At 71.8% G+C, this 25,238-nt stretch carries 25 protein-coding genes; 12 read left to right on the top strand and 13 right to left on the bottom strand.

Annotated elements, in window-relative coordinates; genetic code table 11:
• Positions 1-213 precede the first annotated feature (213 nt).
• Positions 214-1,311, top strand: coding sequence for an ABC transporter ATP-binding protein (locus GC092_RS03635; RefSeq protein ID WP_271173579.1), 1,098 nt, complete (start codon positions 214-216; stop codon positions 1,309-1,311).
• Between the two features lie 78 nt (positions 1,312-1,389).
• A complete protein-coding gene (locus GC092_RS03630; RefSeq protein ID WP_271173580.1) occupies positions 1,390-2,673 on the top strand; it encodes a DUF4032 domain-containing protein in 1,284 nt (427 codons plus the stop codon).
• A gap of 64 nt (positions 2,674-2,737) precedes the next feature.
• Here the strand turns inward: GC092_RS03630 and rlmB are convergent, their stop codons facing one another.
• Both rlmB and cysS read right to left on the bottom strand, forming a co-directional pair.
• Positions 2,738-3,712 carry a 23S rRNA (guanosine(2251)-2'-O)-methyltransferase RlmB gene (gene rlmB / locus GC092_RS03625; RefSeq protein ID WP_271173581.1) on the bottom strand — a complete coding sequence of 325 codons (975 nt, stop codon included), beginning with the start codon at positions 3,710-3,712 and terminating at the stop codon, positions 2,738-2,740.
• Positions 3,705-5,096: a cysteine--tRNA ligase gene (gene cysS, locus GC092_RS03620; RefSeq protein ID WP_324014131.1), complete on the bottom strand. Its 1,392-nt coding sequence runs from the start codon at positions 5,094-5,096 to the stop codon at positions 3,705-3,707. Before cysS ends, rlmB begins: the two co-directional genes overlap by 8 nt.
• An 86-nt stretch (positions 5,097-5,182) precedes the next feature.
• On the opposite strand from cysS, the gene GC092_RS03615 reads away from it, so the two are divergent.
• Together GC092_RS03615 and GC092_RS03610 are read left to right on the top strand one after the other, a co-directional pair.
• Positions 5,183-6,094, top strand: a complete 912-nt coding sequence (locus tag GC092_RS03615; protein WP_324014840.1) for a DMT family transporter — start codon at positions 5,183-5,185, stop codon at positions 6,092-6,094.
• 1 nt (position 6,095) lies between these two features.
• Positions 6,096-6,557, top strand: coding sequence for a GNAT family N-acetyltransferase (locus tag GC092_RS03610; RefSeq protein ID WP_324014130.1), 462 nt, complete (start codon positions 6,096-6,098; stop codon positions 6,555-6,557).
• 10 nt (positions 6,558-6,567) lie between these two features.
• On the opposite strand, the gene ispD is transcribed toward GC092_RS03610, so the two are convergent.
• The 3 genes from ispD to GC092_RS03595 all read right to left on the bottom strand — a co-directional run bounded on the left by ispD (position 6,568) and on the right by GC092_RS03595 (position 9,765).
• Positions 6,568-7,749 (bottom strand): 2-C-methyl-D-erythritol 4-phosphate cytidylyltransferase, encoded by a 1,182-nt coding sequence (ispD, locus tag GC092_RS03605; RefSeq protein ID WP_324014129.1) that lies wholly within the window; start codon positions 7,747-7,749, stop codon positions 6,568-6,570.
• A gap of 82 nt (positions 7,750-7,831) precedes the next feature.
• Positions 7,832-8,998, bottom strand: a complete 1,167-nt coding sequence (locus tag GC092_RS03600; protein ID WP_324014838.1) for an IS30 family transposase — start codon at positions 8,996-8,998, stop codon at positions 7,832-7,834.
• 281 nt (positions 8,999-9,279) lie between these two features.
• The gene (locus tag GC092_RS03595; RefSeq protein WP_271173585.1) at positions 9,280-9,765 is read right to left on the bottom strand and encodes a CarD family transcriptional regulator; all 486 of its coding nucleotides are present in this window, start codon (positions 9,763-9,765) and stop codon (positions 9,280-9,282) included.
• Between the two features lie 174 nt (positions 9,766-9,939).
• On the opposite strand from GC092_RS03595, the gene GC092_RS03590 reads away from it, so the two are divergent.
• On the top strand, positions 9,940-10,467 hold the full coding sequence (locus GC092_RS03590) for a DNA modification methylase (protein ID WP_324014128.1): 528 nt from the start codon (positions 9,940-9,942) through the stop codon (positions 10,465-10,467).
• 71 nt (positions 10,468-10,538) lie between these two features.
• Here GC092_RS03590 and GC092_RS03585 read toward each other — a convergent pair whose 3' ends face one another.
• Positions 10,539-11,222 carry a response regulator gene (locus tag GC092_RS03585; protein ID WP_271173587.1) on the bottom strand — a complete coding sequence of 228 codons (684 nt, stop codon included), beginning with the start codon at positions 11,220-11,222 and terminating at the stop codon, positions 10,539-10,541.
• 28 nt (positions 11,223-11,250) lie between these two features.
• Positions 11,251-12,441, bottom strand: coding sequence for a sensor histidine kinase (locus tag GC092_RS03580; RefSeq protein WP_324014127.1), 1,191 nt, complete (start codon positions 12,439-12,441; stop codon positions 11,251-11,253).
• Between the two features lie 190 nt (positions 12,442-12,631).
• Here GC092_RS03580 and phoU point away from each other — a divergent pair, with 190 nt between their 5' ends.
• On the top strand, positions 12,632-13,321 hold the full coding sequence (gene phoU, locus GC092_RS03575; RefSeq protein ID WP_271173589.1) for a phosphate signaling complex protein PhoU: 690 nt from the start codon (positions 12,632-12,634) through the stop codon (positions 13,319-13,321).
• Between the two features lie 54 nt (positions 13,322-13,375).
• Here phoU and GC092_RS03570 read toward each other — a convergent pair whose 3' ends face one another.
• Positions 13,376-14,119: a phosphoglyceromutase gene (locus GC092_RS03570; RefSeq protein WP_271173590.1), complete on the bottom strand. Its 744-nt coding sequence runs from the start codon at positions 14,117-14,119 to the stop codon at positions 13,376-13,378.
• Between the two features lie 71 nt (positions 14,120-14,190).
• Between GC092_RS03570 and GC092_RS03565 the strand changes: the two genes are divergently transcribed.
• Complete coding sequence (locus GC092_RS03565; RefSeq protein ID WP_324014126.1) at positions 14,191-15,009, top strand: class I SAM-dependent methyltransferase; 819 nt, start codon at positions 14,191-14,193, stop codon at positions 15,007-15,009.
• Between the two features lie 13 nt (positions 15,010-15,022).
• Here GC092_RS03565 and GC092_RS03560 read toward each other — a convergent pair whose 3' ends face one another.
• The 4 genes from GC092_RS03560 to GC092_RS03545 form a co-directional block, all read right to left on the bottom strand.
• Positions 15,023-16,147, bottom strand: coding sequence for an FUSC family protein (locus GC092_RS03560; protein WP_324014125.1), 1,125 nt, complete (start codon positions 16,145-16,147; stop codon positions 15,023-15,025).
• A 17-nt stretch (positions 16,148-16,164) separates the two neighbouring features.
• Complete coding sequence (locus tag GC092_RS03555) at positions 16,165-17,262, bottom strand: CAF17-like 4Fe-4S cluster assembly/insertion protein YgfZ (RefSeq protein ID WP_324014124.1); 1,098 nt, start codon at positions 17,260-17,262, stop codon at positions 16,165-16,167.
• 119 nt (positions 17,263-17,381) lie between these two features.
• Complete coding sequence (locus GC092_RS03550; protein WP_324014123.1) at positions 17,382-17,987, bottom strand: nitrobindin family protein; 606 nt, start codon at positions 17,985-17,987, stop codon at positions 17,382-17,384.
• Positions 17,988-18,163: 176 nt separating this feature from the next.
• The gene (locus tag GC092_RS03545) at positions 18,164-18,454 is read right to left on the bottom strand and encodes a hypothetical protein (RefSeq protein ID WP_271173595.1); all 291 of its coding nucleotides are present in this window, start codon (positions 18,452-18,454) and stop codon (positions 18,164-18,166) included.
• A gap of 141 nt (positions 18,455-18,595) precedes the next feature.
• Here GC092_RS03545 and GC092_RS03540 point away from each other — a divergent pair, with 141 nt between their 5' ends.
• Genes GC092_RS03540 through GC092_RS03520 form a run of 5 tightly spaced genes read left to right on the top strand, consistent with a single transcriptional unit; the run spans position 18,596 to position 24,135 of the window.
• Positions 18,596-19,294, top strand: a complete 699-nt coding sequence (locus GC092_RS03540; protein WP_324014122.1) for a response regulator transcription factor — start codon at positions 18,596-18,598, stop codon at positions 19,292-19,294.
• Positions 19,295-19,343: 49 nt separating this feature from the next.
• Positions 19,344-21,527 (top strand): RNA degradosome polyphosphate kinase, encoded by a 2,184-nt coding sequence (locus GC092_RS03535; RefSeq protein WP_324014121.1) that lies wholly within the window; start codon positions 19,344-19,346, stop codon positions 21,525-21,527.
• The gene (locus GC092_RS03530) at positions 21,524-22,468 is read left to right on the top strand and encodes an NUDIX hydrolase (protein ID WP_324014120.1); all 945 of its coding nucleotides are present in this window, start codon (positions 21,524-21,526) and stop codon (positions 22,466-22,468) included. The genes GC092_RS03535 and GC092_RS03530 overlap by 4 nt, the downstream gene beginning before the upstream one ends.
• A 19-nt stretch (positions 22,469-22,487) precedes the next feature.
• Positions 22,488-23,495: a tryptophan--tRNA ligase gene (trpS, locus tag GC092_RS03525; RefSeq protein WP_271173599.1), complete on the top strand. Its 1,008-nt coding sequence runs from the start codon at positions 22,488-22,490 to the stop codon at positions 23,493-23,495.
• Between the two features lie 7 nt (positions 23,496-23,502).
• Entirely contained in the window at positions 23,503-24,135 is a 633-nt protein-coding gene (locus tag GC092_RS03520) for a GNAT family N-acetyltransferase (RefSeq protein ID WP_324014119.1), read from the top strand.
• A 118-nt stretch (positions 24,136-24,253) separates the two neighbouring features.
• On the opposite strand, the gene GC092_RS03515 is transcribed toward GC092_RS03520, so the two are convergent.
• A complete protein-coding gene (locus tag GC092_RS03515; RefSeq protein WP_324014118.1) occupies positions 24,254-25,126 on the bottom strand; it encodes a type IV toxin-antitoxin system AbiEi family antitoxin domain-containing protein in 873 nt (290 codons plus the stop codon).
• Between the last annotated feature and the right edge of the window lie 112 nt (positions 25,127-25,238).

Below are 25,238 nucleotides of genomic sequence, written 5' to 3'. Positions count from 1 at the left end.
TAGAGCGTGTCACTGGGAAATGCCCCGGCAGACACGGCAGATCCGCCGTCTCCGCGCCCGCGCCATCCGCTCATCAGCAAACGATTTCCCCACGCGCGCGGATTCGATGGCATACTGAGCCGAGACCCGACGAGGGGTCTACGGCGGTTCGCACCGTCGGTTCCATTCACTACGGATCGTCCGGCACGTACCTGCCGGTGAAGGAGAAGAACCATGGCCAGTGTCACTTTCGACGACGCCACCCGCCTCTACCCGGGCGGAACCCGTCCCGCGGTCGACAAGCTGAACCTGGAGATCGGCGACGGCGAGTTCCTCGTTCTCGTCGGCCCCTCGGGCTGCGGAAAGTCCACCTCGCTGCGCATGCTCGCGGGCCTCGAAGAGGTCAACGACGGCCGCATCCTCATCGGCGACCGCGACGTCACCGACGTGCCGCCGAAGGACCGCGACATCGCGATGGTGTTCCAGAACTACGCGCTCTACCCGCACATGACGGTCGCCGAGAACATGGGCTTCGCGCTCAAGATCGCTGGCGTGAGCAAGGATGAGCGCGCCAAGCGCGTTCTCGAGGCCGCCAAGCTCCTCGACCTCGAGCAGTACCTCAACCGCAAGCCGAAGGCCCTCTCGGGTGGTCAGCGTCAGCGTGTCGCGATGGGCCGCGCCATCGTCCGCGAGCCCCAGGTGTTCCTCATGGACGAGCCGCTGTCGAACCTCGACGCCAAGCTCCGCGTGCAGACCCGCACGCAGATCGCGTCGCTCCAGCGTCGCCTCGGCGTCACCACGGTCTACGTCACGCACGACCAGACCGAGGCGCTCACGATGGGCGACCGCATCGCGGTCCTCAAGGACGGCCTCCTCCAGCAGGTGGGCACGCCGCGCGACCTGTACGAGAAGCCGAACAACGTCTTCGTGGCCGGCTTCATCGGCTCGCCCGCGATGAACCTGTTCCCCGCGGAGATCGCCGAGGGCGGCATCCGCTTCGGCACGAAGGTCGTGGGCGTCGACGCGTCGGCGCTCAACAAGGCGCACGGCTCCAAGGTGACGGCGGGCGTCCGCCCCGAGGACTTCATCGTCGGCCCCGCCGGCAGCGAGGGCCTCGCGGTCAAGGTCGACCTCGTCGAGGAGCTCGGCGCCGACGGCTACCTGTACGGCCACGTCGAGGGCTCGGACGCGCAGATCGTCGCGCGCGTCGACGGCCGCCGCCACCCGATGGCCGGCGACACCGTCTCGCTCCTGCCGACGCCCGACCACATCCACGTCTTCGACGTGGAGACCGGCGAGCGCCTGCTCGACAAGGCGATCGTCTCGGCGTAACGCCTTCACCGCGCGACGGCGCGGGCGAACCTCCGGGTTCGTCCGCGCCGTCGCCGTTTCTGGGGGAAGATCTTCTCTATGGCCGATTCGCTTCGCATCACCGCCGCCGAGATCGACCCGCAGCTGCTCACGCTGCCCTGGCGGACGAAGCTCGCCGAGTGGCCGAGCAGCGCGATCGTGAAGCTCCCGAAGGGCATCTCGCGGCACATCGTCCGCTTCAGCGAGCTGTCGGGGATGGTCATCGCCGTCAAGGAGACGACGGCGCACATGGCCCAGCGCGAGTACGAGCTCCTCGGCGCGCTGCAGCGCCTCGAGGTGCCGTGCGTGCGCCGCGTCGCGGTCATCGACGGGCGCACCGACGAGCAGGGCAACCCGCTCCCCGCGGCCCTCGTGACCGCGCATCTGAAGTTCTCGATGCCGTACCGCGCGCTGTTCACGCAGACGCTGCGCCCCGACACCGCCACGCGCCTCGTGGATGCGCTCGCCCTCCTCCTCGTGCGCGTGCACAAGGTCGGCTTCCGCTGGGGCGACGTCTCGCTGTCGAACACGCTCTTCCGCCGCGACGCCGGCGCGTTCGCCGCGTACCTCGTCGACGCCGAGACCGGCGATCTCTATGAGGGCGGGCTGACGGATGGCCAGCGCGAGCACGACATCGACATCGCGCGCACGAACATCGCCGGCGAGATCATGGACCTCGAGGCCGGCGGACGCGTCGAGATCGGCGTCGACGCCGTCGAGGTCGCCGATCAGCTCGTCGCGACCTACCGCGAGCTGTGGTCGGCGCTCACGGAGGCCGAGTCGTTCGCCCTGACCGAGACCTGGCGGATCACCGAGCGCGTGCAGCGGCTCAACGAGCTCGGCTTCGACATCGACGAGATGACGATCCAGACCGACCCCGACGGCACGCGCGTCTCGATCCAGCCGAAGGTCGTCGACGCGGGGCACCACCGTCGCCGCCTGCTGCGTCTCACGGGCCTCGACGCCGAGGAGAACCAGGCCCGCCGTCTCCTCAACGACCTCGACGAGTACCGCTCGCGGATCTCGCGCTCGTCCGACGAGGAGGTCGCCGCGCACGAGTGGGTGACGCGCGTCTTCGAGCCGGTCGTCCGGGCCATCCCCTATGAGATGCGCGCGAAGCTCGAGCCCGCCGAGGTGTTCCACCAGGTGCTCGAGCACCGCTGGCATCTCTCGCAGGCGCGCGGTGCATCCGTGCCGCTCGCCGAGACGCTCACGAGCTACATCCGCGACGTGCTGCGGCACCGGCGCGACGAGGCCACGATCATGGGCCCCCTCACGGAGACGCTCACCGAGCCCCTCGCGACGGCCTCGGGAGAGGCGCGCGACTGGCGCGACCTGGTCTGACCGAACGGGGCAGGGCCCGCAGGCGCCTGCCCCGTTTCGCGGCGAACCCGCGCCGTCGCGCGGGTTACGCCTGGGCGCCGCGGATCGTCGAGACCTGGTAGAGCGCGACGGATGCCGCGATGCCCGCGTTGAGCGACTCGGTCACGTCGGAGATCGGGATGGACACGACCTGGTCGCACGTCTCCGTCACGAGGCGCGAGAGGCCCTTGCCCTCACTGCCGACGACGATGACGACCGGGCGGTCGGCGAGCTCGATCGAGGGCAGCGACACGTCGCCGTCGCCGTCGAGGCCGAGCACGAAGACGCCCTGCTTCTTGAACTCCTTGAGCGTGGTCGTGAGGTTCGGCGCGATCGCCACGGGGATGCGCGCGGCGGCGCCCGCGCTCGTCTTCCACGCCGCCGAGTTCACGCTGGCCGAGCGGCGCTGCGGCACGATGACGCCGTGGCCGCCGAACGCGCCGGTCGAGCGGATGATCGCGCCCAGGTTGCGCGGGTCGGTGATGCCGTCGAGCGCGACGAACAGCGGAGTCGCGCCCGTGTCGACGACCTGCTCGAGGAGGTCCTGGGGGTGCGCGTACTCGTACGGCGGCACCTTGAGCGCGACGCCCTGGTGGACGCCGTCGAAGCCGGCCATGCGGTCGAGCTCGGGGCGGGTGACCTCGAGCACGGGGATCTCGCGGTTCCGGGCGATCGCGAGCATCTCCTTGACGCGGTCGTCCATCTCGACGCGCTGCGCGATGTAGAGCGCGGTCGCGGGGATCTTCGCGCGCAGGGCCTCGAGCACGCTGTTGCGCCCGGTCACGTTCTCGGTGTCGTCCTTCGGGCGCGACGAGCGCTGCTGCGGCTTCTGCGCGCTCCCGCCGCGCTTGGCGGCGAGGCGCTCGGCGGCCTGCTTGCGCTTGTGCGCGACGTGGTACGGCCGGTCCTCGGCCTTCGGGGTCGGGCCCTTGCCCTCGAGCGACCGGCGGTTCTTGCCGCCCGTGCCCTTCGTGGGGCCCTTCTTGCCCTTCGCGGCGCCGGGTCGTCCAGGCTTAGCCATTGATGCTCCAAGTGGTTCCGTGTGCGGTGTCTTCGAGGGCGATGCCCGCCGCGGCGAATGCATCGCGGATGCGGTCGGCGCTCGCCCAGTCCTTCGCCGCACGCGCCTCGGCGCGCTGCGCGATGAGCTGCTCGACGAGGGCGGAGAGGGACTCTGCCGTCGGGCCGTCTCCGGAGCTCCGCGCGAGCGCGCCGAACGGATCCAGGCCCAGGACGTCCATCATGGCGGACACGGCTGAGAACGCGCCCCGCGCCGCCGCCTCATCGCCCGCATCGAGCGCGGTGTTGCCCGCGCGGACGGTCTCGTGCACGACCGCGAGCGCCTGCGGGACGCCGAGGTCGTCGTCCATCGCGTCCGCGAAGGCGCCGGGGATCTCGGCCGCCTCGGGGCGCGGATGCACCCGCAGGAACCGCTCGAGGAAGCCGCGGATGCGCGCGAGCGCCGCCTCCGCCTCGCGCCACGACGCGTCGGTCAGGTCGAGGCTCGAGCGGTAGTGGGCTGCCGCGAGCGCGTAGCGGACCACGAGCGGATCCTCGGCCGCGAGCACGTCGGCCGCGAGCGTGAAGTTGCCGAGCGACTTCGACATCTTCTGCCCGTCGACCGTGACGAGGCCGTTGTGCACCCAGTAGCTCGCGAACGCGTCTCCGGCGGCGGTCGACTGCGCGAGCTCGTTCTCGTGGTGCGGGAAGCGCAGGTCGAGCCCGCCTCCATGGATGTCGAAAGCCGGCCCGAGGTAGCGGCGCGACATCGCCGAGCACTCGATGTGCCATCCGGGGCGCCCCTCGCCCCACGGCGACGCCCACACCGCGCTGCGCGGCTCGTCGGGCTTGGCGCCCTTCCAGAGCGCGAAGTCGTGCGGATCGCGCTTGCCGCGCGGATCCGCGTCGGCCGCGTCCTCCATCGCGTCGACCGACTGGCGTGTGAGGGCGCCGTACGCGCGCCACGACCGCACGTCGAAGTAGACGTCGCCCGCTGACGCATACGCATGACCCCGCTCGATGAGCTCCTGGATGAGCTCCTGCATTTGCGGGATGGATGCGGTCGCGCGCGGCTCGTAGGTCGGGGGCAGGATGCCGATGGCCGCGTAGGCGGCGGTGAACTCCTGCTCCATGCGGTAGGCCAGCGCCCACCACGGCTCGGCCTCGGTCGCGTTGGCGAGCACCTTGTCGTCGATGTCGGTCACGTTCCGCACGAACGTCACGCGCGGGTAGCGGTGCGCGAGCCATCGCCTCAGCAGGTCGAAGGCGAGGGCGCCCCGCAGGTGCCCGATGTGCGGGCCGGACTGCACCGTCGGGCCGCACACGTACATCGTCACGTTCTCCGGGTCGAGAGGCGCGAAGTCGCGCAGCGTCTGAGCGCGGGTGTCGTACAGCCGGAGAGTCACCCCCTCAGACTACTGGCCGCCGTCCGCCCCGCCCCGGCGGCCCGCGTCACACGGACGTCATCCGGAGCGTGTAGAACCGAAGGGTGATGTCCGTCCTCGCCGTGCTCGCCGCGGCCGTCCTGTTCGGGACGACGGGGACGGCGCAGGCCCTCGGCCCCGACGGCACGACGCCCCTCGCGGTGGGAGCCGTCCGCGTCGCGGTCGGCGGTCTCGCCCTCACCGCGCTCGCGACGGTCGCCGGCGCGTGGGCGCGACGCACGGGCGGTGTCCGGTCGCCGCGGCCCGAGACACGCCCGCTGCTCCTCATGGGGATCGCGGGCGTGTGCCTGTTCGCGTACCAGCCGCTGTTCTTCCTCGGCGCCTCGGTCAACGGCGTCGCGGTCGGCACGGTCATCGCCCTCGGCTCCTCCCCCGTGCTCGCTGGCGCGATCGAGGGAGCGCTCACGCGCCGCGCGCCGGGGCGCACCTGGATGGTCGCGACCCTCATCGCGACCGGCGGCGTGGCCCTGCTCGCCCTGGGCGGTCAGGAGGGCGCGGCGACCGCGCCCCTCGGCGTGGCCGCCTCTGTCGGAGCCGGCGCGTCCTTCGCCGTGTTCGCCGTCGCGCAACGGCGCCTTCTCGACGGCGGCTGGCAGCCCCTCACCGTGATGGGCGTCGCGGGTGGCGTCGCGGCCGTGCTCGCCGCCGCACTGCTGCCCTTTCAGGACCTGGCATGGCTCACCCGCCCTGACGGCGCCGCGATGGCGCTGTGGCTTGGCCTCGGCGCGACGACGCTCGCCTATGCCTCGTTCACGTGGGGCCTGCGACGTGTGCCCGCGCCGACCGCCGCGACCCTCACGCTCGCGGAGCCGCTGACGGCCGCGCTGCTCGGCGTGATCGTGCTCGGCGAGCGCCTCGCGCCGCTGAGCATCGCGGGGCTCGCGGCCCTCGCCATCGGACTCGTCCTGCTCGCCAGGGGCGCGCGGCGCCCCATCCGCCCCTACGCCCTGGAGGCCTGACATGACCATCGACATCCGCGTCGACGACCTGACCCACCCTGCGACCCAGGCGCTCGCGGCCATCCACCTCGCGGGCATGCACGCCGGCACACCCGCCGAGAGCGTCCACGCGCTCGATCTCGACGGGCTGCGGCATCCGTCGGTCACGCTGTGGTCGGCGTGGATCGACGGTCAGATCGCGGGGATCGGCGCGCTCAAGCGCCTCGACGACGAGCGCGGCGAGCTCAAGTCGTTCCGCACCGCCGAGACGCACCTGGGCCGCGGCGTCGCCCGCGCCGTTCTGCGGCACATCATCGCCGAGGCGCGAATGCGCGGGATGGCGTCGCTGTGGCTCGAGACCGGCAGCGACGCCGCGTTCGCCCCGGCGCGCGGCCTGTATGCGAGCGAGGGCTTCGTCGAATGCGGGCCGTTCGACGACTACGTCCTCGACCCGCTCTCGACCTTCATGACGCGCACGCTCTGACGCGGGCGGCTCACGCGCGGTGCACGAGGGCGACCGCGAACGCCTGCACGCCCTCCGCGGCGCCCGTGAACCCGAGGCCGTCCGTCGTCGTCGCCGACACCGTCACGGGCGCGCCGCCGAGCGCGGCGGACAGTGCCGCCTCGGCCTCCGCTCGCCGCGGCGCGAAGCGCGGCCGTGCGGCCTGCACCTGCACCGAGACGTTGCCGATGGTCCACCCCTCGGCCGCCAGGTAGGCGCGGGTGTCCTCGAGGAACGCGGCGGCGTGCGCGCCGGCGAACTCGGGGCGGTCGGTCCCGAAGCGCGAGCCGATGTCGCCGAGGCCTGCAGCGGAGAGCAGGGCGTCGACGATCGCGTGCGCGACGGCATCCCCGTCGGAGTGGCCGGAGAGGGCGGGCTCGCCCGGCCACTCGAGGCCCGCGAGCCAGAGCGCGCCCTCGCCGCCGAATGCGTGCACGTCCGTCCCGACGCCGATGCGGGGCAGGGCGGGGCCGGCCGGGGCCGGGCTGATGAGAGTCCGCGCGCGCTGCAGGTCGGCCGGCGTCGTGATCTTGAACGCGCGCGCGTCGCCCTCGACCGACGCGATCGGATGGCCGGCGGCCGCGACGAGGGCCGAGTCGTCGGTGTGCTCCTCGCCCGCCACGCGGTAGGCCGTCTCGAGGATGTCGCGTCGGAAGCCCTGCGGGGTCTGCGCGGACGCGAGCTCCGAGCGGTCGACGACCCCCGTGATCAGCTCGCCGTCGACGCGCTTGATGGTGTCGACGACCGGGAGAACGGGCACGACGCCCCATCCGGTCCGCTCGACGGCGTCGACGACCCGGTCGATGAGCTCGGCCGGCGCAAGCGCGCGCGCCGCGTCGTGCACGAGCACGATCTCGACGTCGGGCCAGACCGCGGCGAGACCTGCCGCGACGGACTTCTGGCGGGTGCTCCCGCCCGCCACGACCGAGACGAGCTCACGGCGCGCGCCTGCGGCCTCCTGCGCGTCGGTCAGCGCCTCGCCGACCCGCTCCTCGGGCGCGACGACGACGACCTGCGCGGTCCGGGCGGCGAAGACGCGGTCCAGGCAGTGCCGGAGGATCGTGTGGTCGTCGATCCCGACGAAGGCCTTGGGCGCGCCGGCGCCGAGGCGCGTGCCGGATCCGGCTGCGACGACGATGACGGCGACACGGGGCGACGGCGTGACGGTGCTCACACCCCCACGGTACCCGCCGGACGCGGAACGGCCCGGCTCACCTCAGGGGCGGATTCAAGGGGTCGTCGCAACACCAGGTGAACTAAACGAGTTCTAGCAGACGCTCGGCTGGGGTATCCCAGCCGAGCGTCTTGCGTGGACGGCGGTTGAGCTTCTGTGCGACGTGTTCGAGGTCTTCTGGGCCGTAGACGGACAGGTCGGTGCCCTTCGGGAAGTACTGGCGCAGCAGGCCGTTGGTGTTCTCGTTCGAGCCGCGCTGCCAGGGTGAGGCGGGGTCGCAGAAGTAGACCGGGACGCCGGTGGCGATCCGGAATGACTTGTGCGCGGCCATCTCCGCGCCCTGGTCCCAGGTCAGCGACCCGCGCAGATGCGCCGGGAGTGTGTCGACGAGGTTCACCAGGACGTCGCGGACCGTCTCGGCGGTGTGATCGCCGTTGGGGAGGTGGCCGAGCATCACGTAGCGGGTGGAGCGTTCGACGAGGGTCACGATCGCGGACTGGTTGCCCGTCCCGAGGATCAGGTCGCCTTCCCAGTGCCCGGGGACGGCGCGGTCCTCGACCTCCGCGGGCCTGTCGCTGATCATCACCATCGGGTCGACGAACCGGCTGGTGCGCTGCTCGGGCGACCGGTGCGGCTTGCGACGGGTGCGGCCGGTGCGCAACGCGTCGGCGATCTCCCGCTTCAACCCGCCGCGGGCCTGGACGTAGATCGCCTGGTAGATCGTCTCCGTGCTCACCTGCATGCTCTCGTCGCCCGCGTGATCTCGCGACAGGACGCCGCTGATCTGCTCCGGAGACCATTGTTCCTTCAGCCGGTCCGAGACGTAATCCCGCAGCCGGCCCGGTTGGGCGAGCTTGGCCGGCTTCGGTCGTGCGCGCCTGGTCGCAGCGCGCCGGTGCGCGGTGTTCGGGAGATAAAGACCCTCGCTGGAGTGAGCGTCGAGTTCCCGCTTGACCGTCGACGCCGACCGGCCCAGCTCCCGCCCGATCGCCCGCAGCGACCACTCCAGGCGTCTCAGATCAGCGATCTTCTCCCGCTCCTGCAACGACAGCAGGCGAGAACCGACTTGCTCTGCAACCGGCGCCGGTGGGTTGGTCATGGACTCCATGGTGACCTCGCCGGTGGCGTAGTTCACGCGACGCCCGTCGGGATAGAACCGCGAGCGGCGGGACTTGCGGACGCCCTTCTCCCAGTCCCGCGCAGTGCGCTCATGGACGCCGACCCGAGCCGACGCCTCCCGTTGCGTCAGCCCCGCGGCCCGCAGCCGAGTGAACTCAGCCTGCCGCGGGTCGACCCGCCCCAGCCGAACCGACCGCTTGCCCGCCTGACGCGCCCAGCCATACGCGGTGTTCGCATTCACGCCCAGCTCGAGCGCCGCCACCCGGACGTTATCCACCTCATCGAGCAGGGCGAGGAACTGCTTACGTTGCTCCGAAAACGACACGGTGGTCGCAACCTCCTGAAAATCAGGGTGTTGCGACCACCGTTAGAACCCGCCAGGTGAACCGGGCCGTTCCGATCGATCGCGCGTCAGCTGCTCGCGAGGACCTCGTCGAGGAGCTCTGCGGCCTTCTCCTCTTCGACCTTCTCCGCGAGCGCGAGCTCGGAGACGAGGATCTGGCGGGCCTTGGCGAGCATCCGCTTCTCGCCGGCGGAGAGCCCGCGGTCCTGGTCGCGGCGCCACAGGTCGCGCACGACCTCGCTGACCTTGATGACGTCGCCCGAGGCGAGCTTCTCAAGGTTCGCCTTGTAGCGGCGCGACCAGTTCGTCGGCTCCTCGGTGAACGGGGCGCGCAGCACCTCGAACACCTTGTCCAGCCCCTCCTGGCCGATGACGTCGCGCACGCCGACGAGGTCGACGTTCTCTGCGGGGACCTCGATGACGAGGTCGCCCTGCGTGACGTTCAGCTTGAGGTAGATCTTCTCCTCGCCCTTGATGACGCGAGTCTTGACTTCGGTGATCGTCGCCGCCCCGTGATGGGGGTACACGACCGTCTCGCCAACCTCAAAAAGCATAGAATTGTGTCCTTTCGGCGATCTCAAGGATATCACAGCTCGCGATGCACTAAGGTTCGCGCGGCATCGGCCCCCATGCCACGCCATCCGCGTGATCACGGGCCCGCACGCCATCCCTTTAGAATGGCGTGGGAGCGTCTGCCGACGGGCGACGCCGCAGCATCTGGAGGATCCGTGAACACGCGCGCACTCGCGTCCGCCGCCCTTGCCGGCCTCGTCATCCTGGGAGCCACGGGCTGCCAGGCCATCACGTCGCAGGCGACGACGATCAAGTACTCCGCGTCGGACGGCGTGAACGTCCCCGATGCCGAGGGCGCGCCCGTCGAGATCCGCAACGCGGTCATCATCGCCGACGAGGACGGCGACCAGGGCAACCTCGCCGCCGCGCTCGTCAACCGCACCGACAGCGCCGCGACCCTCACGCTCGAGTGGGGCGACGAGCGCGAGACGGTGCGGATCCCGGCCGAGAGCGTCGTGAGCCTCGGCACCGAGGAGACCGAGCCGCTGCTGCTCGACGCGATCGACTCCCCCGCGGGCTCGACGCTCCCCGTCTACTTCCAGTCCGGCGACGCCGAGGGCGTCCTCACCGAGGTCCCGGTGCTCGACGGCTGCCTCGAGCAGTTCGCCGACCTCGTGCCCGGCGGCGGCGCGAGCGACTGCGAGAAGGAAGCCCCCGCCGAGCACGGCGAAGAGGGCCACTGACCCGACGCCCGATGGCGTGAAGAAGGGCCGAGCGGAGATCCTCCCGCTCGGCCCTTCTTCGCGTCCTGGGGTCAGCCCTCGAAGCGGTAGCCGAGGCCGCGCACGGTCACGAGCATGACCGGCTCGCTGGGCACCTTCTCGATGCGCGAGCGGATGCGCTTGATGTGCACGTCGAGCGTCTTCGTGTCGCCGAAGTAGTCGCTGCCCCACACGCGGTCGATGAGCTGGCCGCGCGTGAGCACACGCCCCGCGTTGCGCATGAGCACCTCGAGCAGCTCGAACTCCTTGAGCGGCATGTTGATCTGCTCCCCGTCGACCGACACCGTGTGGCGGTCGATGTCGAGCGTCACGCGGCCGCCTTCGAGCACGCGCTCGTCGAGGTCGGCCTCCGCCTGCAGCGAGCGGCGCATGACCGCCCGCATGCGCGCGAGCAGCTCGCGCGCCGAGTACGGCTTCGTGACGTAGTCGTCGGCGCCGAGCTCGAGCCCGACGACGATGTCCACCTCGGAGTCCTTGGCCGTCAGCATGATGATCGGCACGGCCGACGTCGTGCGCACCTGACGGCAGACCTCGGTGCCCGGCATCCCGGGAAGCATGAGGTCGAGCAGGATGACGTCGGGCTCCTGGTCCCGGAACGCCGCGAGCGCGGCGTCTCCGTCCTCGGCGATCTCGACCTCGTAGCCCTCGCGCCGCAGCAGGTAGGCGAGCGGGTCGGCGAGGTCGGGTTCGTCCTCCACGAGCAGAACACGCGTCATTCGTTCTCTTTCCTTCCGTGGCGCCTCGTCACGCGGCGTCGACCGCGCGGGCGCCCTTCCTCTTGCGTTTCGCGGACTCGGCGCCGACGAGCGGGGCCTCCGTGCGCGGGAGCCTGATGGTGAATGTCGACCCGCGATCGGGCTGCGACCAGAGCCGCACCTCGCCGCCGTGCCGATTCACCGCGTGCTTCACGATCGAGAGGCCGAGACCGGTGCCTCCCGTGCGGCGCGAGCGCGCCTGGTCGGCGCGGTAGAAGCGCTCGAACACGCGCTGCTGGTCGGCCTCCGCGATGCCGATGCCCTGGTCGGTCACGGCGATCTCGACGGCCTCCGCGGTGCCGCGCACGCCGATGCCCACGCGCGAGCCGCGCGGGGAGTACGCGATGGCGTTCGCGACGAGGTTGCCGAGCGCCTCGACGAGGATGGTCGCCGAGCCGCGCACGAAGAGCCCGCGGTCGCCGCCGCGCACGAGCGCGACATCCGCCGACTCGGCCTGCACCTGGTACTGCTCGAGGGCCGCGGCGACGACCTCGTCGATCGCGACGTCGCCGACCTCGGTGAGCTCGTCCGCGGCCTGCAGCTTGGACAGGTTCATGATGCGCCCCGTGAGCTGGCCGAGGCGCTGCGCCTCCGCCGACATCCGCGCGGCGAAGCGGCGCACCTGCTCGGGATCGTCGGAGGCCGACTCCATCGCCTCGGCGAGGAGGCCGATCGCCCCGACCGGCGTCTTCAGCTCGTGGCTCGTGTTCGCGATGAAGTCCTGCCGCATCTGCTGCAGGCGCTCCTGCTCCGAGATGTCGCGCACGATGAGCAGCGTGAGCCGGTCGGCGATCGCCGTCGCGCGCGCGACGACGAGGCGGGTGTCGTCGGAGATCCGGCCACGGCGGATGCGCAGCGTCTGCGACTCGGTCGAGGAGCCGAGCCCGCGTGCGGCCTTCACGAGCTCGCGGAGCTCGGGCTGCTCGAGCCCCTGCCCCGGAGTCAGGCCGAGCCACGTCGCCGATGCCGAGACCGAGACGACGGCGCCCGAGGAGTCGATCACGGCCGTCGCGTCGTCGATCGCGTCGAGCGCGGCCGTGAGCGCCGGCGGAAGCGCGAGGCTCTGCTCGCGCAGCGCCCGCTCCCTGGCGCGGAACGCGAGCACCACGATCAGGGTCACGCCGACGCCGAGGATGATCCCTGCGGCGAGCGCGAGCAGCGCGAGCTGCGTGGAGTCCATGTCTCCAGAGTAGAGTGCAGCCGAGAGCCCCTCTGGACGAATGGGCTCGTCGGGGCGCCGCCCCGACGCACTGTTCACCGACCGGGCACCGGCCGTTCACCTTCGCGCATGACAATCGCGAGGCGCACAGGCCAGTGTGAGAAGCCGCCGCTGCGCGGCCGAGACCCGAAACCGACGAAAGGTTCGCCAGATGCGCGAAGTCTTCCACCAGGCCCTCGAGGACATCCAGAACCGGCTGGTCGAGATCGCCGAGCTGGTCACCGTGGCCATCGACAAGGCCACCATCGCCTTCGAGAACGGCGACGTCGCCCTCGCCGAGGAGGTCATCGCCGATGACGTCCGCATCGACGAGCTGGCCCTCTCGGTCGACGAGCTCGCGATCGACACGCTCGCGATGCAGCAGCCCGTCGCCCGCGACCTCCGCATCATCGTGAGCGCGCTGCGCACGAGCGCGTCGCTCGAGCGCATGGGCGACCTCGCCGAGCACATCGCGCAGCTCGCCCGCTCCCGCTTCCCCGAGCGCGCCATCCCCAAGGGCCTGAAGAGCACGTTCGTGAAGATGGGCAAGCTCGACGTCGAGGTCGCACGCACGCTCGTCGAGCTCCTGCGCACGCAGGACCTCGCCTACGCCGCGCAGATCCGCGACGCCGACGACGTCATCGACGAGCTCCACGCGACCGTCTACGAGAAGGTGCTCAGCGAGGCGTTCGCGGGCGACGCGAGCCACGTCATCGACGCCGCTCTCGCGAGCCGCTACCACGAGCGCTTCGGCGACCACGCGGTCTCGATCGCGAAGAAGATCGTCTACCTCGCCACGGGCGACTGGACCGGCTCCGCCGACCCCGAGATCGAGGTCGTGGACCGCACGCCGGGCGTCTGACCCGAGAACGACGAAGCGCCCCGCCGGTCGGCGGGGCGCTTCGTCGTTCTCGCGCTACTTCTTGCCCTGGGCGGCGACCGCTGCGGCGCCGGCCGCTGCGGCCTCCGGGTCAAGGTAGCGGCTCGGGCCGGTCGGCTTCATGTCGTCGTCGAGCTCGTACACGAGCGGGATGCCCGTCGGGATGTTCAGGCCGGCGATGTCGTCGTCGCTGATGCCGTCGAGGTGCTTCACGAGCGCGCGCAGCGAGTTGCCGTGCGCCGTGACGAGCACGGTCTTGCCGGCTGCGAGGTCGGGCACGATCTCCGACTCCCAGTACGGCAGCAGGCGGTCGATGACGATCTTGAGCGACTCGGTGCCGGGGATCTCGCCGTCGATCCCGGCGTAGCGCGGGTCGTGCGTCTGGGCGTACTCGTCCTCGGGGTCGATGACGGGCGGCGGCACGTCGAACGAGCGACGCCACTCCATGAACTTCTCCTCGCCGAACTCGGCGAGCGTCTGCGCCTTGTCCTTGCCCTGCAGAGCGCCGTAGTGGCGCTCGTTCAGGCGCCACGAGCGCTTGACGGGGATCCAGAGGCGGTCGGCCGCGTCGAGCGCGATGTTCGCCGTCTGGATGGCACGGCTCAGCACGGAGGTGTGGAGGATGTCGGGCAGCACGCCCTGCTCCTTCAGCAGCTCGCCGCCGCGCTGGGCCTCGGCCTTCCCCTGCTCCGTGAGCCGCACGTCGACCCATCCGGTGAAGAGGTTCTTCTCGTTCCAGTCGCTCTGCCCGTGGCGGAGCAGGATCAGGGTGTGCGTCATACCTGACATGCTACCGAGGCGGCGCGAGGCCCGATGCCGCGGCCCCCGTGCGTTCACGCGAGAATGGAGGCATGCCGACGACCGAGGGCCGACCGACCCGCGGCACGACCGGCACCAACCGGCTGCGCCGCGTCGACCGCTGGATCGCGCAGCACCCCGCGCTCCTCGGCGCCGGCGACCCGCTCGTCGTGGACCTCGGCTTCGGCGCGAGCGGCGTGACGGCGTTCGAGCTCGCCGCGCGCCTGCGTCGCGCACGCGCGGATGTCGAGGTGCGCGGTCTCGAGATCGACCTCGAGCGGGTCGAGCGAGCGCGGGCGCAGCTGGCCAACGTCCGCGCGGGGCGCACCGTGTTCGCGCCCGACATCGCGGTCTCGTTCGCACGCGGTGGATTCGAGATCCCGACGGAGGGCGGGCGGCGGCCTGCCGTCGTGCGCGCGTTCAACGTGCTGCGGCAGTACGACGAGCACGAGGTCGCTGCGGCGTGGCGCCGGATGGCCGAGCGCCTCGCGCCCGGCGGCGTCCTCATCGAGGGCACATGCGACGAGCTCGGCCGCGTCTGCGCGTGGGTCGACGTCGCGCCGACCGGAGAGGCCGTCCGCTTCACGGTCTCGCTGCGGCTCGCCGATCTCGAGCGCCCCGGCATCGTCGCCGAGCGGCTGCCGAAGGCGCTCATCCACCGCAATGTGCCCGGAGAGCGCGTGCACGCGTTCCTGCAGGCGCTCGACGGCGAATGGGAGCGCGCAGCGCACCTCTCCCCCTTCGGCCCCGTGCAGCGCTGGATCGCGACGGTCGAGGCGATGCGCCGCGGCGGATGGGATGTCGTCGGCACCCGGCGGCGGTGGCGGCTCGGCGAGCTCACGGTCCCCTGGGCGGCCGTCGCGCCCGCCTGAGGGCGCGACGCGATCAGATGCGCGGGATGGCCGCTGCCGCCTCGGCGTGGGTGAGACCGCTCGCGACGAGCAGGTCGACCGCGAACGGGCGCAGCGCCGCGAGCAGCGCGAGCTCGCCCTGCGACGCGTCGGGCATCATCGCCGCGGGATCGAGCCGCCGCGCGATCGCGAGGAGCGCCTCTCGCGCCGCGGGCTCGGCGGAGATGTCCTCGAGCGCGTGCGCGACGACGCCCGCCGCGCGCTGGAGCTCGGCGAGCGGCTCGGCGATCGCCGGGCGCGGCTCGCCGTCGCGCACGACGTAGGCCGCGCGCCGCGCGACGACGCGCAGATTCCGGGCGGCGAGGTCGACGCTCTGCAGGACGCGCGCGTGGCGGGCGAGCTCGATCCGGCGGGAGCGCAGGAACGGCGAGAGCGCCGAGACCGCCTGCGCCGACTCGAGCGACGTGCGCCAGGCGTCGACATCGCCCTGCAGTCCGCGCGCCTTCTCGAGCCCGCGATCCGCCCGCACGGCGTCGCCGCGTCGGAGCCCCTGGACGACGCGCCCCATCGCCGCGTCGAGTGCCGCGAACAGCACGCGGGCATCGCGCAGCTCGGTGCTCATCGGGTTGCGCGGCAGCAGCGCGGTCATGACGATCGCGAGCGCCCCGCCGATCGCCCCGTCCGCGAGCCGGAGGAACGGCAGCGGCCCAGCCGGCAGCACCATCGCGATCGCGGACTGGATGGCCGCTGCGACGGCGAACTGCGGAGAGGGCATGAGGAAGCGCGCGACGAGGAGCGTGACGGCGAGCGTGAGCGCGAGCTGCCACGGCCCGGAGCCGAAGACGAGGCGGAGCAGCTCGGAGATGAGGATGCCCGTGAGCATGCCCAGCACCGTCTCGACGACCTTGCGCGGCCGCGCGTCGCGCGCGAGGCCGAGGGAGGAGATCGACACCGTCGCCGCGAGCAGGGGGGCCTCGTGGCCGAGGAGATAGTGCGCGAGGAGGAAGGCGCCTGTGGCCGCGATGACGATCTGGGCGATCGCCGCCCCCGAGTCGCGCACGCGCTCGAGCCCCGGCCGCAGGGAGAGGCGGCGGCGCCATGTGACGGGAATCGCCGCGGTCAGCGGCGAGGTCTCGGGGGCGTCACGCGGCTCGGGCACGTTCCGACGCTACGCCGTCACTGCGCGAGCGGGCGGCGCGACAGGCGCGTGATGCGCGGCACCTCCGCGGTCGCGCCCGCGTCGCCCGGCACGATGACCTCCTGCGCCGCGGCGACGCGCACGCCGTCGGCCTCGACCGCGAGCGTCTCCCCTTCGGGGATGCGGCGGGCGACGATCGCGAGCGCGATCGGGCCCAGCTCGTGATGCCACGCCGACGACGTGACGTGCCCGGCCTCGGCCTCGCCCGCGAGCACGCGCGCACCGCGCTCGGGGAGCACGCTGTCGCTGCCGTCGAGATGCAGCATCACCAGTCGACGCGGCGGATGGCCGAGGTTGTGCACCTTCGCCACGGTCTCCTGGCCGCGATAGCAGCCCTTCGCGAGGTGCACCGCCGACCGCAGCCAGTCGCTCTCGTGCGGCAGCGCCCGCTCGTCGACCTCGGCGGCCCATCGCGGGCGCCAGGCGGCGATCCGCAGCGCCTCCGCGGCGAGCAGCCCGGCGACCGGGAGCGCTGCGGCATCCGCCCACGCGCTCTCCTCGAGGATGGCCTCGGCCCACGCGTGCGCGGAGCCCGGATGCTCCTCGGCGCGCGCGTACTGCCATCCGCCCGCGCTCACCCCCGTCCAGGGGTCCTGCCAGACCAGCGCGACGCCGTTCGGCCGAGCGGCCGCGTCGGCGAGCGCGTGCTCCGCGCCCGCGCCGCGCACGAAGCCGGCCACGCGGAGGTCGGGGCGCGGGGCCACCTCGACCTGCGCGCGGAAGCGCATCATGCCGAGCCACTTCGCGAGTCCGGCGGCATCCGCCGCATCGGCGATGAGCCATGCGGTGGCGCCGTCGTCGATCACCGCCGCCGCGTGCTCGACGTGGCCCTGCGGGTCGAGAACGAGCAGCTCGGTGCTCACGCCGGGCGCGAGGCGCGCGACGGCCTGCGACGTGATGGAGTCGAGCCACGTCAGCCGCTCGGGCCCCGAGACCGCCACGACGGCACGGTCGCCGCGCGGGACGATCGCCTCCCCCTGGGCGAGGGCGCGCTGCTCCCGCGTGGGGTCGCCGAAATGGGCGACGCCGTCATCCGAGAGCACGGCCCCGGGGATCTGGGCGAAGGGATCGGTCATGCTCCCATTCTCCGGCACGGCGCGAACAGAGGCGCCGCGCCGTTTCGACTCGCTCCGCTCTGCGTTTCGACTCGCTCCGCTCGCTCAACGACCGGGAGCGGCTCGCTGCGCTCGCAGGGCTACTGTGTGCGGGCGAGGCGCGCGGAGGCGTGCGACCCGAGCTCGCGGCCCAGCGCCGCGATGTCCCACGCCCACAGGAGGTGTCCGTCGACGAGGCCGTACATCCGCGTCGCGGCGGCGTAGTGCTTCGCGCCGGCGGTGCGGACGACCGCGTCCGTCGCGATGTCGATGCGGGGCCCCTTGACCTGACCGAGGTAGAGCTCGCTCACGCCGTCCGCGTGCACGAGGTTGACCTCGATCTCGAAGCCGCCGCCCGCTGTGCGCAGGCGCTCGACGTCGTCGGCCGTCCGAGTCGGCTCCGTCTCGAGCGCAGGGAGGAGGCCGGGCCCCGGCGTCGCAGCGGTCGCCGGACGCGAGAGGCGCCAGAAGCCGGTCTCGGCGACGAGCTGCTGCGCGGGGCGCTCGCCCTCGGGCGCGAGCCATGCGGTGGCCGAGTAGTTGAGGTACGGACCGCCGTCATGGCTGAAGCTGACGCGGTGCGTGAACTCGCCCTCGTAGTGGGCATCCCCGACGCGGTAGTCGATGACGCCCGTCCCCTCCCACACTCCGATGAGCCAGGAGAGCGGGACGAGGTCGGCAGGCAGGTCGGTCGGAATCTCGATCACGAGGCTCCGCCCCGGCTCAGCGCTGGCCGCGGAAGAGGTTGACGATCACTGCGCCGGAGCAGAAGGCGATCGCGAGACTCGCGAGGCCCAGCAGGCCGACGAAGAACAGTTCGAGGGCGACGAGATCCATGGCACCACTCTAGTCCTCCCGGCGCGCCCCGGCGACCGCGCTGAGCTCAGCCGGGGACGATCGCGGCGAGCGCGAAGATCGCGGACACGACGCCCATGATCCCGACCCCGCCGACCGCCGCGGCGGCGACCCGCGAGATGAACCCCTCGGCGCGACCGAGGCGCAGCTCCGCCGCGAACGCGACGAGGAGGGCGGCGCCCGCGCCGACGGCGAACCATCCGAACCGATCGGCGGGCGCCACGAAGATGCCGATCGCGATCGCGACCACGCCGGCGAACGCCCAGGTCACGGCCAGGCCGACCGGGAATCTGCGCGGGACGAGGACGGGTTCGGTCACGCCCTCCATCATCGCCGATCGCGGGCCCGGACGACAGGATCCACGGTGGCGTGCCGCGCGCGCAGGCGTCTCGCCGCACTTTCGGCTGCCCCTATCATCGGAAGCACGGCGTGGCACCCGCCGCCGGCGAAAGGACCTCGCTTGGCTCAGCTCCTCGTGCTCAGCTCCGCCCCCGGCGGAGCCTCTGCGCTGCCCGCACTCGAGCTCCTCAGCCACCGTGTGCGACAGATCCCCGCGGAAGCCGCTCAGCTCGTGAACGCACCGAGCGCTGACGCGATCTTCCTCGACGCGCGCACCGACCTCGTCGGCGCGAAGGCGCTCTGCAAGATCCTGAACACGGCGGGCATCGACGCGCCCCTCGTCCTCATCGTCACGGAGGGCGGCCTGACGGCCGTCTCCCCCGACTGGGGTGTCGACGACGTCATCCTCGCGACGGCCGGCCCCGCCGAAGCCGATGCGCGCATCCGCCTCGTGGTGGGGCGGCGCACCGCGGAGGAGACCTCGAGCCGCGTCCAGACCTCGGGCATCACGATCGACGAGGCCTCGTACTCGGCCAAGGTGCACGGGAAGCCGCTCGACCTCACGTACAAGGAGTTCCAGCTCCTGCACTTCTTCGCGACCCACCCCTCGCGGGTGTTCACGCGCGAGCAGCTGCTGAGCGAGGTGTGGGGCTACGACTACTTCGGCGGCACCCGCACGGTCGACGTGCACGTTCGGCGCCTGCGCGCGAAGCTCGGCGACCTCGAGCAGCTCATCGGCACCGTGCGGAACGTCGGCTATCGGTTCAACGTCTCGGAGGACGACGAGGACGCGCCGGCGCAGGGAGTGCGGAAGGCCTGACGCGCCGCCCGTTCACACGCGCGACACCCGCGGGTGCCAGGATAGGCACATGACGGATGCGCCCCTGGTCGACCCCGGCTTCGACACCGAGGACGACGACTTCGACGAGATCGTGGAAGCCCCCGATGCGAGCCTCCCCGAGCATCGCTTCATGGACCGGGAGCTCAGCTGGCTCGCGTTCAACAACCGCGTGCTCGAGCTCGCGGAGGACCCGGCGCTCCCGCTCCTCGAGCGTGCGAACTTCCTCGCGATCTTCGCGAGCAACCTCGACGAGTTCTTCATGGTCCGCGTCGCGGGCCTCAAGCGGCGCATCGTGACGGGCCTGGCCGTCCCGACGAACGTCGGAACGGCGCCCGCGAAGGTGCTCTCCAACATCTCCGAGCTCGCGCACGAGCTGCAGGCGCGCCACGCGGCCGTCTGGAACGACGACCTCAAGCCCGCGCTCTCCGAGGCCGGGATCGACTTCGTCCGCTGGGACGAGCTCACCGACAGCGAGCGCGCCGACCTCTACGAGTACTTCCAGGCGCAGGTCTTCCCCGTGCTCATGCCGCTCGCAGTCGACCCGGCCCACCCGTTCCCGTATATCTCGGGCCTCTCGCTCAACCTCGCCATCCGCATCCGCAACGCGCGCACGGGGCGCGAGGAGTTCGCGCGGCTGAAGGTGCCGCAGATGCTCCCCCGCCTCGTGCAGGTTCCCGCGAAGGACGACGCGCCCGGCAGCATCCGCTACCTCGCGCTCGAGGACCTCATCGCCGAGAACCTCGCCGACCTCTTCCCCGGGATGGAGATCCTCGACCACCACGCGTTCCGCCTCACGCGCAACGAGGACGTGACGATCGAGGAGGACGAGTCGGAGAACCTCATCCAGGCGCTCGAGGCGGAGCTGCTGCGCCGCCGGTTCGGCCCGCCCATCCGCCTCGAGATCACCGAGGACATGGACGACGTCACCCTCGACCTGCTCATCCGCGAGCTCGACATCTCTGAGCAGGAGGTCTATCGCCTCCCGTCTCCGCTCGACCTCCGGTCGCTCTTCAGCCTCGGGAAGATCGACCGGCCCGAGCTGAAGTTCAAGCCGCACCTGCCCGTGACGCCGCTCGCCTTCCAGCCCGCCGACGCGGACTCGAAGCACGCGCGCGCCGACATCTTCGGGGCCATCCGCAAGGGCGACGTGCTCGTGCACCACCCGTACGAGTCCTTCGCGACGAGCGTGCAGGCGTTCCTCGAGCAGGCCGCGCGCGACCCGCACGTGCTCGCGATCAAGCAGACGCTCTACCGCACCTCGGGCGACAGCCCCATCGTGCAGGCGCTCATCGACGCGGCCGAGGCCGGCAAGCAGGTGCTCGCGCTCGTCGAGGTCAAGGCGCGCTTCGACGAGGCCAACAACATCGAGTGGGCGCGCAAGCTCGAGAAGGCGGGCGTGCACGTCGTCTACGGCCTCGTCGGGCTCAAGACCCACTGCAAGCTCGCTCTCGTCATCCGCGAGGAGAAGGGCCTGCTGCGCCACTACACGCACGTCGGCACGGGCAACTACAACCCCAAGACGAGCCGCATCTACGAGGACCTCGGCCTCTTCACGTGCGACCCCGATGTGGGGCGCGACGTCACCCGCCTGTTCAACGAGCTGAGCGGGTACGCGATCGAGAAGAAGTTCAAGCGCCTCCTCGTCGCGCCGCTCCACCTCCGCAAGGGCCTCCTGCGGCTCATCGACCGCGAGCGCCGCAACGCGCTGGCCGGCAAGCCCGCGCACGTGCGCATCAAGGTCAACTCGATGGTCGACGAGCAGATCATCGACGCGCTCTACCGCGCGTCGCTCGCGGGCGTGCAGGTCGACGTCTGGGTCCGCGGCATCTGCAGTCTCCGCGTGGATCTGCCCGGCGTGAGCGACAACATCCGCGTCCGCAGCGTGCTCGGCCGCTACCTCGAGCACGCGCGCATCTTCGCGTTCGCGAACGACGGCGACCCCGAGGTCTACATCGGCAGCGCCGACATGATGCACCGCAACCTCGACCGCCGCGTCGAGGCCCTCGTCCGGGTCGCGAAGCCGCAGCACATCAAGGAGCTGCAGGCGTTCTTCGACCTCGGGATGGATGACGCGAGCGCGACCTGGCACCTCGGCGCCGAGGGCGTGTGGACGCGCCACCACCTCGATGAGAACGGCAAGCCGCTCGCCGACGTGCAGGATAAGACCATGGCAGCGATCCAGCGACGACGGCGTCCGCGCGCGACTCGATGACGTCAGCGCATCGACCCGTGTACGCCGCGGGGTGCGTGGTGTGGCGCGAGCTCGACGGCGAGCTCCTCGTCCTGCTCGTGCACCGCGGCAAGTACCGCGACATCTCCCTCCCGAAGGGCAAGCTCGATCCGGGAGAGATGCTCGCGGAGACCGCCGTGCGCGAGATCCACGAGGAGACGGGCCTGCGGGTGTCGCTCGGCCCTTCTGTGGGCCAGTCGGTCTACATCCAGCCGTCCGGACGCGAGAAGATCGTGCACTACTGGGCCGCCGAGGCGACGCAGGAGGCGATCCGCGCCAGCACGTTCGTGCCGAACAAGGAGATCGCCGGGCTCGAGTGGGTCACCGTCGGCGCGGCGCGCAAGCGCCTCAGCTACCCGGTCGACCAGGACATCCTCGATCGCTTCGAGCGGCTGCGCCGCGCCGCGAGCCTCCGCACGTTCCCGGTCGTCGTGCTGCGGCACGGGAAGGCCGTCGCGCGCGACGAATGGGGCGGCGAGGACGCCGCCCGTCCGCTGCAGACCCGCGGCAAGGAGCAGGCGAAGGCGATCGTCGGGGCGCTGCGCGCGTTCGGCGTCCGCAAGATCGTCTCGAGCGACGCCGAGCGGTGCGTGAAGACGGTGACGCCGCTGTCGAAGGCGATCGGCCGCCGGATCGTCGAGACACCGCTCATCAGCGAGGACGCATGGGATGCCGGCACGGCGGATGCCCGCGAGGTCGTCGGCCGCCGGGTGCGGTCGGGCAAGCCCGCCGTCATCTGCAGCCATCGGCCCGTGATCCCCGCGCTCATGCGGGAGCTGGCGCTCGCGACGGGGACCGTCCACGGGCCCCATCTCGAGAGCGCGGCGGGCCTCGACCCCGGCGCCTTCGCGGTCGTGCACCTCTCGGCGACGAACCCCGGAGCGGGCATCGTCGCGATCGAGACGCACGCTCCGGGGGTCTGACGGCGTCTAGAATCGTCCGGTGACTCAGAAAGCGCGCCTCTACTCGGGAATGCAGCCGTCGGCCGATTCGCTCCAGATCGGCAACTACATCGGGGCTCTCCTGCAGTGGCGCGACATGCAGGACACGTACGACGCGTTCTTCTCGGTCGTCGACCTGCACGCGCTCACCCAGCCGAACGACCCGGCCGAGCTCCGCGAGAAGACCCGCCGCACGGCCGCGCAGTACATCGCGGCCGGCATCGAGCCGTCGCGGTCGACGCTGTACGTGCAGTCGCACGTGCGCGCGCACGCCGAGCTCGCCTGGATCCTCTCCACGATCACCGGCTTCGGCGAGGCCGGCCGCATGACGCAGTTCAAGGACAAGTCGCAGCGCTACGGCGCCGACGCGACGAGCGTGGGCCTCTTCACGTATCCCGTGCTCATGGCCGCCGACATCCTGCTCTACCAGACGCACGTCGTCCCGGTCGGCGACGACCAGAAGCAGCACGTCGAGCTCACGCGCGACCTCGCCGAGCGCTTCAACGCGCGCTACGGCGAGACGTTCCGCGTGCCGGAGCCGGTGATCCAGGCCGAGACGGCGCGCATCTACGACCTGCAGAACCCGTCGGCGAAGATGTCGAAGTCGGCGGAGTCGCACGCGGGCGTGCTGTGGCTGCTCGACGACGTCGACGTCACGGCGAAGAAGATCATGCGCGCCGTGACCGACAACGACGGCGTCGTCGCCTACGACCGCGAGGGCAAGCCCGGCGTCTCGAACCTCCTCACGATCTACGCGGCCCTCACCGGCCGTCAGATCCCCTCGATCGAGGACGAGTACGCCGGCCGCGGTTACGGCGACTTCAAGAAGGGCCTGCGCGACGTCGTCGTGGCCGAGTTCGAGCCGGTCCGCGCGCGGGCCCTCGAGCTGCTCGACGACCCCGCCGAGCTCGACCGCGTGCTCGCCGTCAACGCCGAGAAGGCCGCGGCCGTCGCCGACGAGACCCTGAGCACCGTGTACGACCGCGTCGGACTGCTGCGCCGTGCGTGACGCGCTGATGCTGCGGACCGCCCGCCTGACTCTCACGCCGCCGACCGAGGACGATGTCGAGGCCATCCACCTCGCCTGCCAGGACACCGAGGTGCAGCGGTGGACGAACGTGCCGTCCCCCTACACGCGGGAGGACGCCGAGCAGTTCGTCGCGCTCTGCGCCGAGAGGCGCAGCGCCGGCGAGGAGATCACCTGGGCGATCCACGACGCCGAGGGTCTCGTCGGGATGATCGGCCTGCACCGGATCGGGGACGGCTCGGCCGAGCTCGGCTACTGGATCTCCGCCGACGCGCGCGGGCGCGGCTACGGCGCCGAGGCCGGCTGCGCGGTCGTCGACTTCGCCCTCGGCCCCATGCGCCTCGAGCGGATCGAGTGGCACGCGGTCGCCGGGAACGAGCCGTCCGCCCGCCTGGCGCGCTCGCTCGGGTTCCGGTTCGAGGGCACGCGGCGCCGCGGCATCCGCGCCTCCGCCGAGCGCGAGGACGCGTGGATCGCGGGCCTCGTGGCGAGCGACGACCGCTCCCCCGTCGAATGGCCGGTGCTCGAGCCGAAGACCGCGTCGCTGTCGATCCGCCGGCGCCGTCGGCGGCCCATCCGCGTCTCCGGTCCGCGCACGGCGGCCTCGTCCGCTCTGCGCTGAGGGCTGCCGGGACACAGCGCAGGAGCACTCTCACCCCGCGCCGCCGACGGCCGCGTGATCCCGCGTGCCGACGGCCTCTGCGCGGACGGATCTCCTGCGTTCTGTCCCGCCGGTCCGCTCAGCGGCGAGCGCGCAGGAGCCCGCGGACCGCGGCGACGAGCACGTGCCGCTCCTCGAAGACCGTCATCGCCGTGACCCGGACGCACGCGTAGCCGCGCGCGGCGAGCGCGAGGTCGCGGCGGCGGTCCTCCAGCTGTGCCGCCCAGCTCTCGTGGAACGCCTTGCCGTCGCATTCGACGACGATCCATCCGTCGACGAGCAGGTCGACGCGGCCGACCCCGTCGATGCGCACCTGGAGGTCGATCGACCGGCCGAGCACGTGGAGCGCCAGGCGCGCGAGCGACTCGGCGCCGGATTCCGCCCGGCCGTCGACGAGCGGACGCAGCGCGGCGCAGCGCGCAGGGAGGAGCGCGAACAGCGCGTCGATCTGATCAGCGCGGATCACCCCGAGGTGGAGTGCACTGTCGATCGTGGCCACGGCGTCGCGCGGATGCTGGCAGCGCACGGCACGCGCGGCAGAGGCGACGGGGTCGGCGAGGAGGTCGTGGTCGGGCGCCGGGTCGTCTCGCCAGTGCACGACGACGCCGTGCACTGCCGCGAGGCACTGCTTGCGATCCTCGGGCGATGCGAGTCGGCCGCTGCGCGGATCCACCTGGATGTGCAGTCCTCCGCGCTCGCGCACGAAGACGCCCCGCTCCCGCATCGCCGAGACGCAGTCCAGTCGGCCTCCGACCCGCGCTGCCCGAACGATGTCCTCCGACTCCCCGCGTTCGACGTACACGTCTCGCCGCACGCGCACGTACTCGCCCTCCGCGACCCTGCGCCGGATCGCCCGTCGGCTCATCCCCCGCGCGCGCAGCGCGGCGAAGGAGAACGACCTCGGCGACCTCCGCGCCTTCTTCCGCGCTTCGGCGGTGCTGCCTCCTGCCATGACGGCATCGTGCCCGTGGCGACAGCGGTGGGGAGACGCGAGAGTCGGACCTGTGGAGATCTTCACCCCGACACGCCGTCTGTGCACGACGCGTCGGCGCGGGGAGCGGGAC

Origin of the sequence: Microbacterium sp. JZ37, assembly GCF_035188445.1 — a bacterium.
In the GTDB taxonomy this organism is placed as follows: domain Bacteria; phylum Actinomycetota; class Actinomycetes; order Actinomycetales; family Microbacteriaceae; genus Microbacterium; species Microbacterium barkeri.
The sequence above is the reverse complement of the archived record's forward strand: the minus strand, read 5'-3'. Positions and strand labels throughout refer to the sequence as shown.